A 16,029-nucleotide genomic window follows, 5' to 3' on the forward strand; every position below is an offset into this window, starting at 1 on the left:
CGAGCGTCGGTCGCGGTGTCGACGGCAACAATGACTGGACAATCCTAGCTCAGTCCTGGTGCTAGAACGAAGTCCGTGTGCGAGACGGTGCGCAAGGCTACGGCCGATGCATTGCCGTACCAAGAGACTGCCACCACATGGCTATGCGTGACGAGGTCAATCTGGGGCGCGATTTCTTTGGATAGCATTGGGATGAACGAGGAGGCCATGCTCGTGCAGTCACACGTTGATGAATCAATATCTCTTGGGGCCCTCAGCTTCGCCGGTTCGGGACCATCAGCGAGAGAGCCAGACTCTGAGATTTTAGTTCATGCCTTTTTAAAGGATAGCGCTGTCGATCCGGTCGGGCAGCTTCAGCGCTCTTCCTCCACAACGTTCTTCGCAAAAGCCTAGCTGCACCGGACACGCCATGACACAACCCGGAAATCACGAATTCGACGTTCTTGATGTAGAGGTATCGAGCCTCAGGATTCGAGTCGCCATTATTCAGATTGAGGGGCCCGATGCCGCTTTAGATGGCCCCGCCCCCGCGCTAATTACAGCTGCGGGCGAAACGCGTGATTGCTACCAGTGGAGATCAGTCAGAGAAATCGACGCGCGGCTCGAGAAAGCAAGGGCCATCCTGGAATTTATTGGCGGCCAACCATCGGACACGACCACCCTGGTTGTGTTCCCGGAGTATTCACTCCCTTTAAGTGCGCCGAGTAAACTCCAGTTTCTCCAAGATGCCGCTAATCAGTTTAACCAGGTCATAGTCGCCGGAGGCGATAGCATTCGTCAGTCAGACACTTCTGTTATCTATACACAGTGTGCAATTGCGATCCCACATCGAACCGACCTTGTGTGGATTACGAAACGGTATCCTTCCAAATGGGAAGCCCAGTTTGTGGACTCACCGCCTTCGATACTGCGCAACCCGATCGTACGATTCACCACCGGTGAGCATTCGTGTTCTGTCCCTGTCGTTCTATGCTCTGACTTCCTTCGTTGGGTTACTCTTCCGCTTCCGAACCCCGAGCATCCTGCACTATATGTAGTGCCGATGTCGTCGCCCGATATGGCAACTTTTCGTTCTTTCGCAGATCAGGCACTCGGAGAAGGCGTCGGGCGCGCCGTCGTGCTTGCAAACTCCATAGACGTGAACCATTGCGGCGAATCGGCTCTTTATTGTGTGACACCAATCGGAAGATCGCACACGCCCGCCTTGGCTCTTTGGGAGAAAAAGGAATCGATCGCCCTTTTCCAACTCGACTGCACGAGGCTCGCGCCACCACGCCGGGCAGGGGTGAAGCAAACTGGTTGCTTAAGCTTAATACGAAGGTTTGATATTGGCCGGAATCTCCATGGTAAATTCATCATTGCGCCTCAAGACCCAGGAATTCGTCAGGCTGGTGAGGAACGCGCGGTGATAAATCCAAGCCTGCTTGAAGCGCGCGGGAAGAGACTGAGAGTAACATTCCTTCGCGTTTCTCGTTTTGGTGAACTCAATCGTGCCGCGCTCAGGGGTTCGCGCTTCGACATCTACGAGACGCTTGGTCAGCATGATTTGTCACTTACTCACATCGGGCCAAGTGAATACGGTTTCAAGTCGGACCTTGAGCAGCTATTCGCAAGTGGCAATACCGGGCGAGCCGCCGTGGTCGTACCGGAAGGACCTGACCTTCCCTACATGGAAGTGGTCAGATTCCACAAGGTACTCGGACACGTCGTTTCAGACGAAACTGCGGACCACGAACCCATTTCGGATGAAGAAATTCAGCGAGTCTCGATCCTTACAACATCATGGCAGGAGAACGATCTTACCGATGACGACCGGACCCGACTTCAAGACCGCAAACTCATTCTTGGGACAGTCACTGAGCCGGACAAATTGGGCGTTTCCGCCACGATCACGATTTATCTCACAGCCCCTGAAGATGAACTGATCGCGCACCGGCAGTTCCAGATCGGATTACTTCCAGATATTCTGAATCACGACAGCATTCTCACGGTTTATAAAGTTGTGTCTCATCAAATCCGTGCGCACTATCTCCTGCGTACACGCACTGAAACGACATCTGCCTTGTTTGAGCTAATCGAGAAGATTCACGCCCTCGCCGGTCGCAATGAATTAGTACTGCTCACAGACACGTACATTACAGGCCCACATCTGTCGACCATTGATATGGAGACCAGCCTACGGGAGCCGAATATCCCACTCAATGAGGAGCGGTTTCGCGCGGAACACGTATTTGTTCAGCTCACGCAAGAGGAACAGGTCGATTATTCCGGGCTTGCGGGTGAGGAGCAGATTGCCCGCAATGCGGCCATCCGAGAAATGAGGGATAATGCAAAAACCGTAGTGACGAACCCGGAGGAAATTGAGCGCGCGATCGTGCGCGGTGTAGCGGTCTCTGATATCGAGCTTTTGCGCGATGTTCATGAGCGTTTTAGATCACGGGCCGAGATATGTCTTCGCAATCGAGTGGAACTCGATATTCACACAACGCTTTTCGAAAGTATCCAACGCGAAAAGAATCGATACAACGGCAAGACATTGCAGCAGTTGACGTTTGGAGAAGTATGCGACGTCGTACAAATTGCGGCGAGCATGAAGGCACTCGACGAGACGTTCGCTGCAGCGTGCACGAGACTGAAAACCGCCATACCCGTGCGAAACGCTTTCGCACATTCGAGGCACGAAGAAATCAAACTTCCAGACGTTGTTGCTGCCTGTCAGATATACACCGAATTCATAACCGACTGGATCGCGTAGGCTTTCGCGATGGACTGGCTGAAGGCGTCCCCAAAGGCCGTTCCAGTCGAACGAAACGACGCGGTGATCGCGAGTGAGGAGACCTGCGGCGCCGGCCACGGTCACGCCGGGCTCCGGCCCCTCGAACCGACCCTGCTTGCCTACGCCGACAGGAAGACCGTCGTTCGAACGGGTTGACCAAACGCAATACGCGCCACGTCGGACCTTGGTTGCCTGATCCTCGACCGATCTGATACGAGCATCTGATCCGGGAGGAAGTTCATGAGACCACTTTACTCGGCCTTCGTCTTTGCCGCCGCATTGAGCTGGATCACGGCGGCACATGCCGCAACGCCCGTGTCGTCGTGCGGCGAAACGGTCGAGGACGGCGTGCTCGAAGCCGACCTCGATTGCTCGTCATCCGACGGCGCCGCGGTGTTCATTGCGGATGGCGGCACGCTCGATCTCGCCGGTCACGAGCTTCTCTCCGCGGGAGGCTCTGATCGCGTCGGCGTCGAATGCGCAGACAACTGCAGCATCGTCGGGAACGGAGGCACGCTGGCTTCGTCTACACCTCCGGACGTCGACGCACGGACGATCGCGGTTGTTGGAGGGCGAGTATCGATCACCGATACGACCATCACTGGGTACTTTGGCGCTGTTTACGCGGCAACGGTGACGATCCGCTCGAGCTCGCTCGCAGGCAATGAGCACGGCGTCAGCGGCAACCGCGTCCGGATTCTGTCTGGCACCTCGATCACGACCGATGGAGTCGGGTATTCCGTGAATGCGCGCAGGGTCGATATCGCCGATAGCACGCTCGCAGGCGGCAACAGCGTCCTGGCGAGAAAGACGAAGATCTACCGGTCGTCGGTGACGGGCACCCTCAGCAACGGGATCGTCGGCAATGTCTACGCGGAAGACAGCGTCATCGACGCCAACTGTACCGGGATGGGCTACGACGACTATTGCGGTGACATCGCGAGCCCGGGCAAACCGAAGCTCGTGAACAGCTCCTGCTCGCACAGCCTGCATTCCAACTCCGACGGCAGTTCATCCGGCAGCTGGTCGGTCTGCTCGCTCGATCCGTAATCGCGAGGCCCGGGCAATCCCGCGATTGTGCCGCGCTGGTTCGGCAACCGCGAGTTCGCTGAACGCCGTTCAGCCTACAGCGTCGTGCCGGCAGTTTTCAGATCCTGCCGTCCAGCATCGGGCGGGGACGCCGGCGCTAGTTGCACTGGCATTCCAACGCGTTGTCCTGACCGACCGCGCGCCTGAGCACCGCCAGCGCATCGCTCGCGGTGATCGTGCCGCTGCCGTTCGTATCGCAGATACAGGGCAGCAGCGGGCAATTGTCACTGCCGACCGCCGCCTTGAGGACCAGCAGCGAATCGCTCGCGGTGAGAGTTGCGCTCACATTCACGTCGCCGCAGCAGGAGACCACAGGACTGCCCGATATGTTCCCCGTGGCGCTGCCGACCCATTCCGGATCGGCACCGGCGCTGATTTCGATCTGCAGGAAAGCCCCGCTGCCGTCGGTGGCGACCGCGTAGAGTCCATCGATCCCTGCAATCGTTCCCGGCGCGATGAGATAGTTGCCATCCGGGGTCCATGCCCGCGCCGTGTTCAGGGTATTGCTTCCACACACGGCACCGAGAGGCGTCAGTCCCGTCCCATCCGAATGGATCTTCCAGAGGGCGTTGCCGGTCGCCGCACCGGAATAGCGTCGAAAGCTGATCCACTGTCCGTCCGGCGACCAGGCCGGTTCGATGTCGTTCGGCTTCGTGTTCGGGACCTGATGGCGATTGGTCCCGTTGGCGTCGGCCAGCATGATGCCAACGAAACCGTTGTGAAAAGCGATGCTGCCGTCGGCAGTGCTGATCGCCGGCTCGTCATCGTAGCAATTGGTCCCCGAAACTGCGGCGGTCTCGCCGGTGCCGTCGAGGTTGATCTTGTTTATGCTGCAACTGTAGTCGAACACGATGTGCTTGCTGTCCGGCGTGAAGTCGAAATTGACGATGTAGTCGCCGCTGTTGTCGCGGATCTTGGTATCCATGTTGGTCTGCAGATCGCGAATCCAGATGTCAGCATTGAACGCGGCATTGCTCGCACTCCCATCGCGCAGAAAGATCAGATAACGGCCGTCGGGTGACAACCGTGGCCAGTAGGCATTTGCGAGCAGCTGCTCGTCACTCGATCCGTCGCTCGCGGCCACCCAGAGCGATCCGGTCGTATCGGGGCTGACGGGAAGTCGACTGTAGTAGACACTTCCCACCTCACCAGAGGCTGGCAGGACAGATCCCGTCAGCGTCAACATCGAGGCGGCCAGTCCCCAGGCAGCGACGGCACAAACACGTCTCATGGTTTCTCCTCCTTTTTCGTAGCCAGCCGTCGGCCAGAAATCGCTTTTGCGGTCGCGATCCCCTCATGAGTCGGCGCGTTTTCGGCGGCACCATGGTTGCCGATTGTAGGGTCTTCGCGCTCTCTCTAACAGCCGCGGGCCTGACGGTTTCGACTTACCACCGATCCTTCGTGAGCCGGCCGAATTGCGATTGGAGAATCGACGATCAACCAATCGGATGTCGGCTCAGATCCCAATCAGAGAGAAACTCGACCGCCGGTCGAATCGCCGGGAACTCACGGCGATCCCGCGATTGTGTTCACGTCGTTCGTGAACTGACGTGTCAGACGATTTCCCCTCACCTGCGCGGTGCCGTCGCTAGGATCTCATTGACGGATTCGCGCGGCGCCCGCTAGATCGCAGAATCGCATTCGGTTCGAACGGGGTAGCTCAATGATCCGATCCTTCGCGGCCTCCGCGCTTGCTGCTGCCGTCCTGCTGCTGGCCAGCGCCGGGACCAGCCCCGCCGGCGATGCCATCGTCGGCAACTGCTCGAACGACACCGAGCTTCGCAACACCATCGCGGCGGTTCAGGGGGAAGGCGGCGGCAACATCACCTTCAGCTGCCAGCCGTCCACCATCCCCGTCACCTCGCCCTTCCCGGTCCCGGGCCATCTCTCGATCGACGGCGAGAACAAGATCATCTTGAGTGGCGGCAACAGCAGCCGACTCTTCGACGTCGGCGGCGGCGGCGTGCTTACGCTCAAAGCCGTGATCCTGACGAAGGGCTCGTCGGCCAGTGACGGAGGGGCGATCTCGAACCAGGGCTCGCTGTTCCTGCAGCATGTGAAGATCCAGGACTCCGTGTCCGGTGGTAGCGGTGGCGCGATCGTCACTTACGGAACCACGATCATCACCGACAGCGAGTTCGCCAACAACAAGGCTATCAACGGAGGCGCGATCTATCCGCGATTCCCGGGCGCGCAGGTGTCGATCGAGAACAGCAACATCCATCACAACCAGGCGACCGGCGCCGTCAGTAGCTGGGGCGGCGCGATCCTGATCTGGGACGGAGCCTCCGTCGCGGTCTCGAACAGCAGCTTTCACGACAACACGGCGCGTACCGGCGGAGCCGTCCACAACATGTTCGCCAATTCGTCCTTCTCGGCACAGAGCTCGACCTTCGAGAGCAACAGCGCGACCGGAGACGACGGTGGCGCGATCTATGCGATCGGTCCACTCACCATCACGGACAGCACCTTCTCGCTCAACTCCACGTACCACCATGGCGGCGGCATCGAATACCGCGGTCAGGCAACCTCCAAGATCGCAAGGTCGCTGTTCGTCCAGAATCACGCCGAAGACAGCGGCGGCGCCATCGATGTCTACCAGGCGACTGGCCTCACGATTTCGAACTCCACGCTCACCGACAATTCGGCGCGCTTGGGCGGAGCGTTCGCGAACTCTTACTCGTACGCAACGCTGGTCAACGTGACGATCGCGTTCAACTCTTCCAGCCTCGGACCGAGCGGGCTCCAGATGGGCAGCTTCAACTTCGAGGACACGACGCTCCAGAACACGATCGTCGGCTCGAGTACCGGTGGCCCCAATTGCACTGCGACGGCCAAATTGTCCTCCGCCGACGGCAACCTCGTGGACGACGACTCCTGCGCGCCTTCGCTGAACAAGCTCCACGATCTGAACGGTGCGGCTTATGCGCCGATCTTCAGCACGCTGGGCGACCACGGCGGCCCTACGCTGACGCGCGTTCCGGGGCCGGGCAGCCCGGCGGTCGACGCCGGCGTGACGAATTCGCTCACCGAGGACCAGCGTGGATTCGTGCGTCCGCGCGGGGATGCGACTGACATCGGAGCCGTCGAAGTGGCGCCCTGTCCGGGCGGCTCCGCGCTGTGCGGCGATGCGAACGGAAGCGGCGATCTGACGGCCGGCGACGCGCTTCTGGCGCTGCGGGCTGCCGTCGGCGCCAGCTCTTGCGCGCTGTACCTGTGCGACTTCAACGCCAGCGGCGACCTGACCGCGTCGGACGCGCTCCTGATCCTGCGCAAATCGGTCGGTCAGCTGGTGACGCCGAGCTGTCCGGCCAAATGGGATTGCCATAGTTGACACGGCTCAGGCTGGCGCATTCGTCGCCACGCCGCCGACGGTGTCGATCGAGAGCAGGAAGTTGCCGCAGAAGTCCGAGTACCAGTAGGTGCGCGGAACTACGGAACTCGCTTCGCATGCGACGCTGGAACGAACCCCCCGCATGAATTCCCCGGTGTAATCGTCCGTCACGCCTCGAATCGGGACCATCCGGCGTCGTGCGCTGCGCGGAACATACTTTCATCGACAAAAGCGTAGATTCCGAAAGCTCGATGTTTTGCCTGCAGGCTGCGTCAGATTTCCGCTGACAGTCGTGTAGCGCGAAGATTCACGACGTGAGACGACTCACATGTCATACCGGATGACTGATTGTTTTTCTTGACGATCGACGATCTCGGAATCTAGAACCGTTTCGACCGGAGGGGAGGCGGGCTCTCTCCAACAGCGCTTCAATGCGTTCATGCGCGAAGGCCGTTTGCGCAATCTGAACGCATAATCGTGCGCGAACTCTGGTGAATGCGACTGGAATCGCTGTCGTGCGAAGTCCACGGACGATCGCAGCGCGAATCGTGTATCCGCGGCGCGGGCACACGGACGTCTGGCTGATTTCCAGTCGAAATGCCGCGTGTGTCGTTGGGGCTAATTGCGGGGCTCCCATCGACAGGGCCCATTACCGCGCGTTCGGAGGACCAACATGAAACGATTTGTAGCTTGTGTCGCATTTTCGCTGATTGCCACGACGGCTTCGGCCACTCTCTACCAGAACTCAACGACGACCGACGTCGGGACGGCTGCCAACAGCGTCGCGACGACGCTGTGGACGACCTCAATTCCCGCTTCGGCGATTTCGGCGAGCCAGGCGATGAGGGTTCATCTCTCGCTCTACTCCGGTGACGGCAGCGGTTACGTCGAGGTGAAGCTCGGCAGCGTTTCGCTCGGCTTTTTCGATACCGATAACGTCCAGATGGACGCCGACATCCTCGTGACGCGCCTGTCCGGCTCGAACCTGGCCGCATTCACCGGGACGATCACGTACCACGGTGCGAGCCCGAGTGTCGTCGAGATCACGCCGAGCTATGGCAGCGGTGTCTCGTGGGGCAGCGCTCAGAACCTGCAGATCATCGGCACGAACTCGTCGCCGTTTGGCGGCGGCCTGCACATCGAGTCCGGCGGAGTTCAGCGCTAGAGCCCAGCTGATCTCTTTCCGGCGGGAGAGGGCGGTCGCTCCGCCCTCTCCTTTTTGGAGAGGTTTATGGTCCGGCAAGCGTGACCTATTCGTATGCGTCGGCTCGCTGCGAGTCTCTCCAGCCGCTGCAGCAGCCGCCAATCTCCCGCTCAAATCGGATAAGCCTGGTCACACGAGAGCGCATGGTTCCAGTCTACGCCGCCGTCACCGTTCCCGCATCCCGCGGCGATCAGGGTCAGCGAAAGAAGCGACACCAGTCGTGCAGCCGAGCTCGTCGCCTGCCTTCGCAGCGAGATCGACGAGACGATCAAGCGGATGTCAGTGTTCTGATGCCGTAGCGAGTTTTCGGCGGTATTCAGGCACCGGCAGTCCTCCGACACCCCAGTCCTCGAGGTCGACTTCCTGAATGAGAACGTGCGTGAGCGCGGGAGCCTTGTTCAGCACGTTTACGAGAAGATCGGTTGCGCCCCTGATGAGCGCTGCCTTCTGCTCGGGCGTCGTTCCCTCGCGCGTAATCTGGATCGTCACGATTGGCATTGGTCTGTCTCCGTGTCCGCACGACCTATATGTGAAGGATTCCGCCACAGACTTCGCCGGCAAGATCTCAATCTGGCGGGGTTCTTCTACGTCTCGCAATGCGCCGTCCGCCGTCGCCGGGCTCCATCCGCTCGGGAGAACGGGCGAAATCTCCGAAATCGTCGATGTAATCCTGTACCTCGTCGTCCTTCATCCGGGCCCGCCGTTTGCAGGCATGCCAGTGCGTCAGGGCCGCGGCCGGAAGAGAGGCCTGATGCTGCTCGCGTACGGTTCAGCAAAGAATGCCAGGTAGATCATGAGCAGGCCGATCACGATGGCCAGCGGCAGGCCTTCCGGCGCCAGCATCGAATGGACGAGGAAGATGTTGAGCGAGATCGGCGCGAGAATGACCAGTGCGAGCGGCACGAAGAAGCCGGAGACAAGCATCAGTCCGCAGACGAGCTCGGTCGTTTTCAACAGGGTGAAGAAGTACCCGCTCGCCATCAGGCCTTCGTTGAAGGTCTTGAGTGGCGCCGGCATGTCGGTCGGCGGCGGTACGAGATTGAGGAAAAACGACAGGGAGCCGAAGAGAAACACGGCGCCGAGCAGCAGGCGTGCGATCAGAGGTAGCTTCGATTTCATCGCCGGCTTCCTAGCGTGCGCTTCGATCGCGGGCAACGGCCCGGAACCAACCGAGTGCGGTCCGACGTCATCGTCACGGAGAAACATTCCGCAACGACAACCCGCGCACCCGAGGGCGAACTTGCTATTAAATGTGCGATCGGTCGCCGAGTATCGTCATTCCCGCGCTTCACTACCTTGACCGTCGCGGATTCGATTCGCCATGATCCGCCGTATGCTGACATCGAATTCCCGTCGCCTTGCCGCAGCCGCCTTGGTCACCTCACTTCTCGCTGCGTCGCACGCCGCGGCCACGGGTGAAAGTGGCGACGTCTGCATCGGTCATTACCAGCCCGATTCGAACTGTACGGCGAACGACGTCGCTATCGATACGCTCGTCCCTGAGCTCATCGACCCCTGTAATGGACCCGGGGATACCGCGACTGTGCAGTTCACCGTCGGCCTGGTCAGTTATGCTGCCGCGAACCGCCACGACATCGGGGTTTTCCTCGCCACCGACGGCGGCAGCGCGAACGGCGGCTCGCAGTGCTACCACGACTATCTTGCACCGCCGCTGGTGGCCCACCCGAACTACACTCCCAGCGCGAATCCGGACGACCCGTATGTCGAAGTCACCGACGGACCGTGGTTCGACGCCGACTCCGATGCCTGCGGGGATATGGAACGCGACAGTACGAGCCCGGGCACGTCCGGGCTTCCGGCGCGATCGGTGATCACACTGCCGCCGATCACGATAGCCTGCGCGGATACGACAAGTGATGGCGTCGCCGATATCGACGCGTGCGTCAGCTTCAACCCGTCGCTGCTGCTTGCCGCTGACATCTGTAACGGCGTTGCGCAGGCATTCCCGACGACGAAATCACGATGCTGGTGCAATCATTTGGAAATCCCCGGCCTCAATGTTCCGCCCGCCACCACGACGACACTTCCTTCGGGCACGACGACGACAGTTCCGGACGCGACGACCACGACGCTGCCCGCGACCACGACGACCACGGTGCTGTCCGTGGACTCCCACTTCCCCGTTCCTACGAGAGTCGTGAGCATCAAGCCCGGCAGGGTGTTCAAGTTCATCGCCGATGGAGACTTCGCGGGGCCCGCCGACGATCCGACGATCGACGGCGCGACACTGACCTTTACCACTTCGACCGGCGGACAGACGTATGTGCTTCCGCCTTCGTGCTGGACGGCGGGCAGTGATCCTTCGAAAGGTTACCTGTGCGACAACGGCGACTGCACCGTGCGAGTCAAGCCCGGCCTCGTAAAAGCTGTCTGCAGGCCCGACACCGGCACGTTTACCGTGCCGAACATCGGTGACGTCGACATCGACCTGACCATCGGCGCCAACTCGCAGTACTGCGCAGAGTGCGGCGGCACGCCGGCCGGAAATCCGGACACGACGTACGTCCGCAAACTTTGCGCGGCGCCGCCGACCTGTCCGTAGTGCAATCCGCCGAACTTACTGCAAATCGACCGAGAACGGCGGAACGAACTGGCCGAGATTGATGGTCTGTCCGTTTCCAAGCGACATCGAATATCCCGCGAGCTCGCAGCAGCCGTGCGGCGCAACGAATGTCGCCACCCCTGGCCCGAAGTAGCTGTCACATCCCGCTTGATCGCTGATGATGCCGACGAGGAAGTTGACGCTGCCCACAAGCTGGCTCGTCCCTGTGCCCGGACCGAAGATTCCAAGAGTGCTCGAAACCACGGCGACCTGCTTGATCATGCTCAGATCTACCGGCATCAGCGGGGCGCCCGTGCAGTCGTTCGACAGGTAGTAAACGTAACCGCCTACCTGGAAGTCGCTCCCATCGGTGAGCATGGCAAGACGCACCGTATCTCCCGATTCCTCGCGGACGGCATACATTCCACTCGAATCTGCCGAATAGCCGATCAGGGCGCCGGCGGAGTCCTTCACGAGCGCGCCCGTGCCGCTTCGCGGACTGGGCGTGCAGCCGGCAATCCACGCCGTGCAAGGAGCGGCGCCGTCGTCGAGATAGAGCGTGCAACCGGCGGGCGGCGTCTTGGAGGCGAGGGTCAACGGATCGGCGAGCTGGCACTTTTTCGCCTTGCCGTCTGCCACGCAGGTGCCCGCATTGAAGAGCGCGTTGGTCTCCTGGCCCGCCGCGCTGCCCCAAAGCAGCGGCGGAGTTACACCGCTCGCATCAACCAGGATGACGCCGGTTTTCTTGTCGACCTTCACCTTGCAGTGGTCGATAGCCTGCGCCGTGGTCGCAGTCGCACAAAGAATCGTGAGCGCGGCGAACGCGATGGTCGCCGGCGCGGGCTGAAGGTTCTTCATACTGATTTTCCCTCCTCGGCGGCTCGCTGTGGCCCGTGAGAGCCGGAGCCTGAGAGGCCCATACTGGGTGGCTTCGCGGCCGTTGGCAATACGTCTCGAGTCGTCGAAGCTGTTAGTCTTTCTGGCGAAGTCCACCGAGCGCGGAACCGCCGACTCGTCGAGCTGCTTTGGAAAGAACAGAATCAGTCGTTGGCCACATTGCGGGATGCGCGACTCGGCATCGCAATGGTGCGATCCGGAAAAGGCTGACGGTTGCTCCCGTTGCGAGCGGTTCCGCCAAGTGCCGCGTCATCGCAAGGCGGTGGGCGGAAGGTGTACTGGCAGCCTCTCTGCGGATCGCAGACATCGTTGGTGCACGCGTCGCCGTCACTGCAGTCGACAGGTCCGCTGCTCCTGCAGCGACCTGAGCCATTGCAAGCGTCACCTGCAGTGCACACCTGTTGATCGTCGCAGCGGGAGCCGCGAGCGCGAAACATGCAGTGATCCGAGCAGCAGCTCTCCTGGCGACCGTTGACGGCGCCGTCGTCGCACTGCTCCGTGCCGGTAACCGCACCGTCCCCGCAATCCGGGACGCAGACCGACGGGGCACCCGAACAGATCCAGCCTCGTTCGATCGTGCAATCCGGAGAGCAGCCATCCGCTTCGACGAGATCGCCGTCGTCGCAACTTTCTGCAGCGTCGATCGCTCCGTTGCCGCAGATCGAACGGCAGTCAGAAGGCTCGCCGGCACACTCGAAGCCGGACTCAACGCTGCAGTGATCCGAGCAGCCGTCTCCATTGTGGAAGTTGCCGTCGTCGCACGTTTCGCCGTCTGATCGCAAGCCGTCGCCGCATGCGGTGATGCACGCGGGCGCGAGCTGCTCAACGGACATCGGTGCCGTCGTAGCTGCTTCGTCATCGGGGCAGATCGGGCCGGCATCCAGTGGCCCGAGCGCGAGTCCGTCGTTCGCGCTGTACGCGACAACCAGCAGCGAAAAGATCAGCGCGGCGCCGGAGCGGATACGCCAGGAATCGCGCGGGATGCGCGCGGAAGAATTTGTTCGCAGTGAGCCCATGATGTCGAGACGCAGGCGGCCGTCGAATTCCGCGTAACGTGAACACGCGCAGTCCCGAGCGCAAGAGAAAATTGCCTGCGGCAAAGGCGTCCGGGATTTTTTCGGTCGCGTCGCATCCCGTCGTTCCCAACTCCGCGCATTCATACGCCAGCGTGGTTGTGTGCGAGACGACAAGCCGATTGGTATTGGCATGTTGACGCCCGTGCGTCAGGGGGGTCGGCTCCAAACTCAAGAAACTGACCGAGCATCCGGGCTCCCGCCTGAGAGTCGGCGACTGGCGGCTGCGGATCTAAGTGACCGCGGTACGTAGCCCTCTGCGGTGTGCGTACAAAGACGACGCCTTACTCCGACAGGAACGCGAGCAGGTCCACATTCACCTCGTCCTTCTGCGTCGTGCACATTCCATGGGAGAACTTCTCGATCATCTGAATGTTGCTCAGCGCACTGAACTCCAGCGTGTCCTGGGAATCGCGTGCGGTGCCGGAATAAGGCTTTGACCTTGATGCGGACCTCTCCCGGACCCGGCTCCGGGATCTCGCGTTCGAGTGCCGGACTACTCGTCGAAACTGGTTGCTTGCTGCAACCAGATCGTTCGGTTACAATCACTGCCGTGAGCCGTAAACGCTTCGACGACATGAACTGCGGGATCGCCCAGGCCCTGGAGGCATTCGGGGACTGGTGGAGCCTGCTCATCATTCGCGATGCGTTCTTCGGGCTCACGCGCTTCAGCCAGTTCGAGCGCAGTCTCGGCATTGCCAAGAACATCCTTGCCAGCCGGCTCGAACACCTGGTCGATCACGGAATTTTCGAAAAGCTCGATACGGGCGAGGCGGGACGATATTCCGAGTACCACCTCACCGCGAAGGGTGAAGCGCTGCTCACGGTGCTGACTGCACTTCGTGAATGGTCGGACGAGTGGGTCTTCGGGCGCGGGAAAGAACCGATTTTCCTGACGGATCGCCGGACGGGGAAGAGAATTCCCAGGATGAAGGTCCGTGACGCGAACGGACGAGAGGTGTCACTCCGCGGTATTCGCGCCGTTCCCGGTCCGGGGGCGGACGAAGAGACGAAGGAGCGCCTCTCGCCGCGAACCTCTCAAGCTTCGTGAGGTCCGTTGCCGCCCCGTAGCGGTTCTGCGCGAGAGGCGCATCCTTCCTCGTAAACGCGTCTTCCTGGTCGCACAGGCTCCCCCCAACTTCGAAACTCACCGCTTCGCGACTTGCTGTCCCATGGCGGCTTTGTCGGGTCCCTGCGCTTACCGACGGTTGCTCGCTCGCTGGTGGTCCTCGCCACTCGAAGGACTGTCGATGGGTCATTCTGTGGTTGCGTAGTGCAACTGGACAGTGGTAGCGTTACGCAACCGTCAGGCCCGTGCGGGATGTGTCGGGATGGCCCGACGCGAGCGACGGCGCCAGCGTCGATTCACACAGCTTCCAGCGACTCGACCGAGAGGACCGATACCAGATGGCGACCATGATCACCGAAGAATGCATCAACTGTGGAGCCTGCGAGCCCGAGTGCCCGAACAGTGCGATCTACGAGGGCGGGGTGCAGTGGGAGGCGGCCGACGCGTCGATGCACGACGCAATCTCGGATGACCTCTACTACATCGTTCCTCAAAAGTGCACGGAATGCGTCGGCTTCTTCGACCAGGAGCAATGCGCTGCGGTCTGCCCGGTCGATTGCTGTGTTCCGAACCCGGATCTCCCCGAGACAGAGGAGACGTTGCTCGCCCGAGCCAAGTCCTTGCATGCCGACGCCCGTATTCCCGAACCACCACCGTCACGCTTTCGTCGTTGAGGTTGCGCCATGGCACAAGATGTAGACTTCTTCTTCGATTTCATCAGCCCGTACACGTATCTGGCCGACACCCAACTGCAGGGAATCCAGAAGCGAACCGGCGCCCGCATTCGGCGCTGGCCGATGCACCTTCTCAAGCTGATGAAGCGTGTCGGGAACGTTCCCACGACGGTCATCTGTGCGAACAAGATGAAGTACGCGGGCCAGGACATGGGCCGCTGGGTGTCGCAATATGGCGTCCCTTTCCAGATGAACCCGCACCTCTTCGGTGGGGACCAGAGCCTCTCGCTGAGAGGAGCGCTCGTCGCGCAGGAGCAGGGCCAGGAAACTGCGGAGGCTTACGACCGGGCGATTTTCAGTGCGTTCTGGGTCGACGCCGTCGATGTGAACGAACGCGGGCGACTGCAGGCCTGCCTCGACGCAGCGGGGCTCGACGGGAGGAAGCTCCTCGAGGCGGCAGACGGCACCAGGTACGAGGAACTTCTCGAGAAAAACACCGAGCTCGCGGCCGAACGGGGTGTCTTCGGATCTCCGACGTTCATCGTCGGCGAGGACATGTTCTTCGGCAACGATCGCCTCGAGTTTCTCGAGCGGCGCCTGCGCGGCTGAGCGCGACGCCCAACGATCGAAGGAGCGCCCATGGCACAGAAACTTCCCGTCGCTCTGGTGAGCGGCGTCGGACCCGGAACCGGCGCGGCGATCACGCGTCGCTTCGCACGCGGCGGCTACGCCGTGGCAATGCTGGCGCGGGACAAGGACCGCCTCGCCGCGCTCGAGCGCGAGATCGAGAACACCCACGGGTACTCGTGCGACGTGGCGGACGAGGCGCAGGTTGAGGCGACGTTGCAGAGAGTGTCGAGCGACCTCGGCGCGCCGGCCGTCCTCGTTCACAACGCCGTCGGCGGTGCTTTCGGGACCTTCCTCGAGATCGAGCCGGAAGTCCTGAACCGGAATTTTCAAGTGAATACCATGGCGCTTCTGCATCTCGCCCGAAGAGTCGCACCGGCGATGATCGAGAGAGGCAAGGGCGCCGTCATCGTAACCGGAAACACGTCGGCTCTGAGGGGACGACAGAAATTTGCCGGCTTCGCTCCGACGAAGGCCGCGCAGCGAATTCTTGCCGAAGCCATGGCGCGCGACCTCGGGCCGACGGGGGTTCACGTCGCTTACGTCGTCATCGATGCGGTGATCGACGTCGAGTGGACGCGGGCGATGTTCTCCAAGCCAGAAGGAGACCCGTTCTTCGCCCAGCCCTCCGCGATTGCCGAGGAAGTGTGGCACGTCGCGCATCAGGAGCGCTCTGCCTGGTCGTTCAACGTCGAAGTACGGCCTTTCGCCGAGAACTGGTAA

Annotated in this window: 16 protein-coding genes; 9 read left to right on the forward strand and 7 right to left on the reverse strand. The window is 61.0% G+C overall.

The window, feature by feature from the left end:
* The first annotated feature begins 409 nt into the window (after window positions 1-409).
* Together VN634_11445 and VN634_11450 are read left to right on the forward strand one after the other, a co-directional pair.
* Window positions 410-2,755, forward strand: a complete 2,346-nt coding sequence (locus VN634_11445) for a hypothetical protein (GenBank protein HXC51492.1) — start codon at window positions 410-412, stop codon at window positions 2,753-2,755.
* Between the two features lie 261 nt (window positions 2,756-3,016).
* Complete coding sequence (locus VN634_11450) at window positions 3,017-3,826, forward strand: hypothetical protein (protein HXC51493.1); 810 nt, start codon at window positions 3,017-3,019, stop codon at window positions 3,824-3,826.
* Between the two features lie 136 nt (window positions 3,827-3,962).
* Here the strand turns inward: VN634_11450 and VN634_11455 are convergent, their stop codons facing one another.
* Window positions 3,963-5,096: a hypothetical protein gene (locus VN634_11455; GenBank protein HXC51494.1), complete on the reverse strand. Its 1,134-nt coding sequence runs from the start codon at window positions 5,094-5,096 to the stop codon at window positions 3,963-3,965.
* Window positions 5,097-5,528: 432 nt separating this feature from the next.
* Between VN634_11455 and VN634_11460 the strand changes: the two genes are divergently transcribed.
* Window positions 5,529-7,199 carry a choice-of-anchor Q domain-containing protein gene (locus VN634_11460; protein ID HXC51495.1) on the forward strand — a complete coding sequence of 557 codons (1,671 nt, stop codon included), beginning with the start codon at window positions 5,529-5,531 and terminating at the stop codon, window positions 7,197-7,199.
* Between the two features lie 6 nt (window positions 7,200-7,205).
* Here VN634_11460 and VN634_11465 read toward each other — a convergent pair whose 3' ends face one another.
* Complete coding sequence (locus tag VN634_11465; GenBank protein ID HXC51496.1) at window positions 7,206-7,388, reverse strand: hypothetical protein; 183 nt, start codon at window positions 7,386-7,388, stop codon at window positions 7,206-7,208.
* A 484-nt stretch (window positions 7,389-7,872) separates the two neighbouring features.
* Between VN634_11465 and VN634_11470 the strand changes: the two genes are divergently transcribed.
* Complete coding sequence (locus tag VN634_11470) at window positions 7,873-8,364, forward strand: hypothetical protein (protein ID HXC51497.1); 492 nt, start codon at window positions 7,873-7,875, stop codon at window positions 8,362-8,364.
* Window positions 8,365-8,513: 149 nt separating this feature from the next.
* On the opposite strand, the gene VN634_11475 is transcribed toward VN634_11470, so the two are convergent.
* The 3 genes from VN634_11475 to VN634_11485 all read right to left on the reverse strand — a co-directional run bounded on the left by VN634_11475 (window position 8,514) and on the right by VN634_11485 (window position 9,522).
* Complete coding sequence (locus VN634_11475) at window positions 8,514-8,675, reverse strand: hypothetical protein (protein ID HXC51498.1); 162 nt, start codon at window positions 8,673-8,675, stop codon at window positions 8,514-8,516.
* Window positions 8,676-8,682: 7 nt separating this feature from the next.
* The gene (locus VN634_11480; protein HXC51499.1) at window positions 8,683-8,901 is read right to left on the reverse strand and encodes a 4-oxalocrotonate tautomerase family protein; all 219 of its coding nucleotides are present in this window, start codon (window positions 8,899-8,901) and stop codon (window positions 8,683-8,685) included.
* Between the two features lie 225 nt (window positions 8,902-9,126).
* Window positions 9,127-9,522: a DoxX family membrane protein gene (locus tag VN634_11485; protein ID HXC51500.1), complete on the reverse strand. Its 396-nt coding sequence runs from the start codon at window positions 9,520-9,522 to the stop codon at window positions 9,127-9,129.
* A gap of 253 nt (window positions 9,523-9,775) precedes the next feature.
* Between VN634_11485 and VN634_11490 the strand changes: the two genes are divergently transcribed.
* Entirely contained in the window at window positions 9,776-10,966 is a 1,191-nt protein-coding gene (locus VN634_11490; GenBank protein HXC51501.1) for a hypothetical protein, read from the forward strand.
* A 15-nt stretch (window positions 10,967-10,981) separates the two neighbouring features.
* Here the strand turns inward: VN634_11490 and VN634_11495 are convergent, their stop codons facing one another.
* Together VN634_11495 and VN634_11500 are read right to left on the reverse strand one after the other, a co-directional pair.
* Window positions 10,982-11,824, reverse strand: a complete 843-nt coding sequence (locus VN634_11495) for a hypothetical protein (protein HXC51502.1) — start codon at window positions 11,822-11,824, stop codon at window positions 10,982-10,984.
* 182 nt (window positions 11,825-12,006) lie between these two features.
* Window positions 12,007-12,879 carry a DUF4215 domain-containing protein gene (locus tag VN634_11500; GenBank protein HXC51503.1) on the reverse strand — a complete coding sequence of 291 codons (873 nt, stop codon included), beginning with the start codon at window positions 12,877-12,879 and terminating at the stop codon, window positions 12,007-12,009.
* 502 nt (window positions 12,880-13,381) lie between these two features.
* Here VN634_11500 and VN634_11505 point away from each other — a divergent pair.
* The 4 genes from VN634_11505 (at window position 13,382) to VN634_11520 (ending at window position 16,029) form a co-directional block, all read left to right on the forward strand.
* Window positions 13,382-13,987: a helix-turn-helix domain-containing protein gene (locus tag VN634_11505; GenBank protein HXC51504.1), complete on the forward strand. Its 606-nt coding sequence runs from the start codon at window positions 13,382-13,384 to the stop codon at window positions 13,985-13,987.
* Window positions 13,988-14,343: 356 nt separating this feature from the next.
* Window positions 14,344-14,679, forward strand: a complete 336-nt coding sequence (locus VN634_11510) for a YfhL family 4Fe-4S dicluster ferredoxin (GenBank protein ID HXC51505.1) — start codon at window positions 14,344-14,346, stop codon at window positions 14,677-14,679.
* Between the two features lie 9 nt (window positions 14,680-14,688).
* A complete protein-coding gene (locus VN634_11515; protein ID HXC51506.1) occupies window positions 14,689-15,288 on the forward strand; it encodes a 2-hydroxychromene-2-carboxylate isomerase in 600 nt (199 codons plus the stop codon).
* A 30-nt stretch (window positions 15,289-15,318) separates the two neighbouring features.
* On the forward strand, window positions 15,319-16,029 hold the full coding sequence (locus VN634_11520; GenBank protein ID HXC51507.1) for an SDR family NAD(P)-dependent oxidoreductase: 711 nt from the start codon (window positions 15,319-15,321) through the stop codon (window positions 16,027-16,029).

It is taken from the genome of Candidatus Limnocylindrales bacterium (assembly GCA_035571835.1).
GTDB lineage: Bacteria > Desulfobacterota > Binatia > UBA1149 > CAITLU01 > DATNBU01.

What these genes read in the sequence shown, in the direction of transcription:
- VN634_11450 (HXC51493.1), top strand. Translation starts at nt 3,017, where the DNA reads ATGAGACCACTTTACTCGGCCTTCGTCTTTGCCGCCGCATTGAGCTGG.
- VN634_11505 (HXC51504.1), top strand. Translation starts at nt 13,382, where the DNA reads ATGCGGACCTCTCCCGGACCCGGCTCCGGGATCTCGCGTTCGAGTGCC.
- VN634_11510 (HXC51505.1), top strand. Translation starts at nt 14,344, where the DNA reads ATGGCGACCATGATCACCGAAGAATGCATCAACTGTGGAGCCTGCGAG.
- VN634_11500 (HXC51503.1), bottom strand. Translation starts at nt 12,879, where the DNA reads ATGGGCTCACTGCGAACAAATTCTTCCGCGCGCATCCCGCGCGATTCC.
- VN634_11480 (HXC51499.1), bottom strand. Translation starts at nt 8,901, where the DNA reads ATGCCAATCGTGACGATCCAGATTACGCGCGAGGGAACGACGCCCGAG.
- VN634_11485 (HXC51500.1), bottom strand. Translation starts at nt 9,522, where the DNA reads ATGAAATCGAAGCTACCTCTGATCGCACGCCTGCTGCTCGGCGCCGTG.
- VN634_11455 (HXC51494.1), bottom strand. Translation starts at nt 5,096, where the DNA reads ATGAGACGTGTTTGTGCCGTCGCTGCCTGGGGACTGGCCGCCTCGATG.
- VN634_11465 (HXC51496.1), bottom strand. Translation starts at nt 7,388, where the DNA reads ATGGTCCCGATTCGAGGCGTGACGGACGATTACACCGGGGAATTCATG.
- VN634_11460 (HXC51495.1), top strand. Translation starts at nt 5,529, where the DNA reads ATGATCCGATCCTTCGCGGCCTCCGCGCTTGCTGCTGCCGTCCTGCTG.
- VN634_11445 (HXC51492.1), top strand. Translation starts at nt 410, where the DNA reads ATGACACAACCCGGAAATCACGAATTCGACGTTCTTGATGTAGAGGTA.
- VN634_11470 (HXC51497.1), top strand. Translation starts at nt 7,873, where the DNA reads ATGAAACGATTTGTAGCTTGTGTCGCATTTTCGCTGATTGCCACGACG.
- VN634_11495 (HXC51502.1), bottom strand. Translation starts at nt 11,824, where the DNA reads ATGAAGAACCTTCAGCCCGCGCCGGCGACCATCGCGTTCGCCGCGCTC.
- VN634_11520 (HXC51507.1), top strand. Translation starts at nt 15,319, where the DNA reads ATGGCACAGAAACTTCCCGTCGCTCTGGTGAGCGGCGTCGGACCCGGA.
- VN634_11515 (HXC51506.1), top strand. Translation starts at nt 14,689, where the DNA reads ATGGCACAAGATGTAGACTTCTTCTTCGATTTCATCAGCCCGTACACG.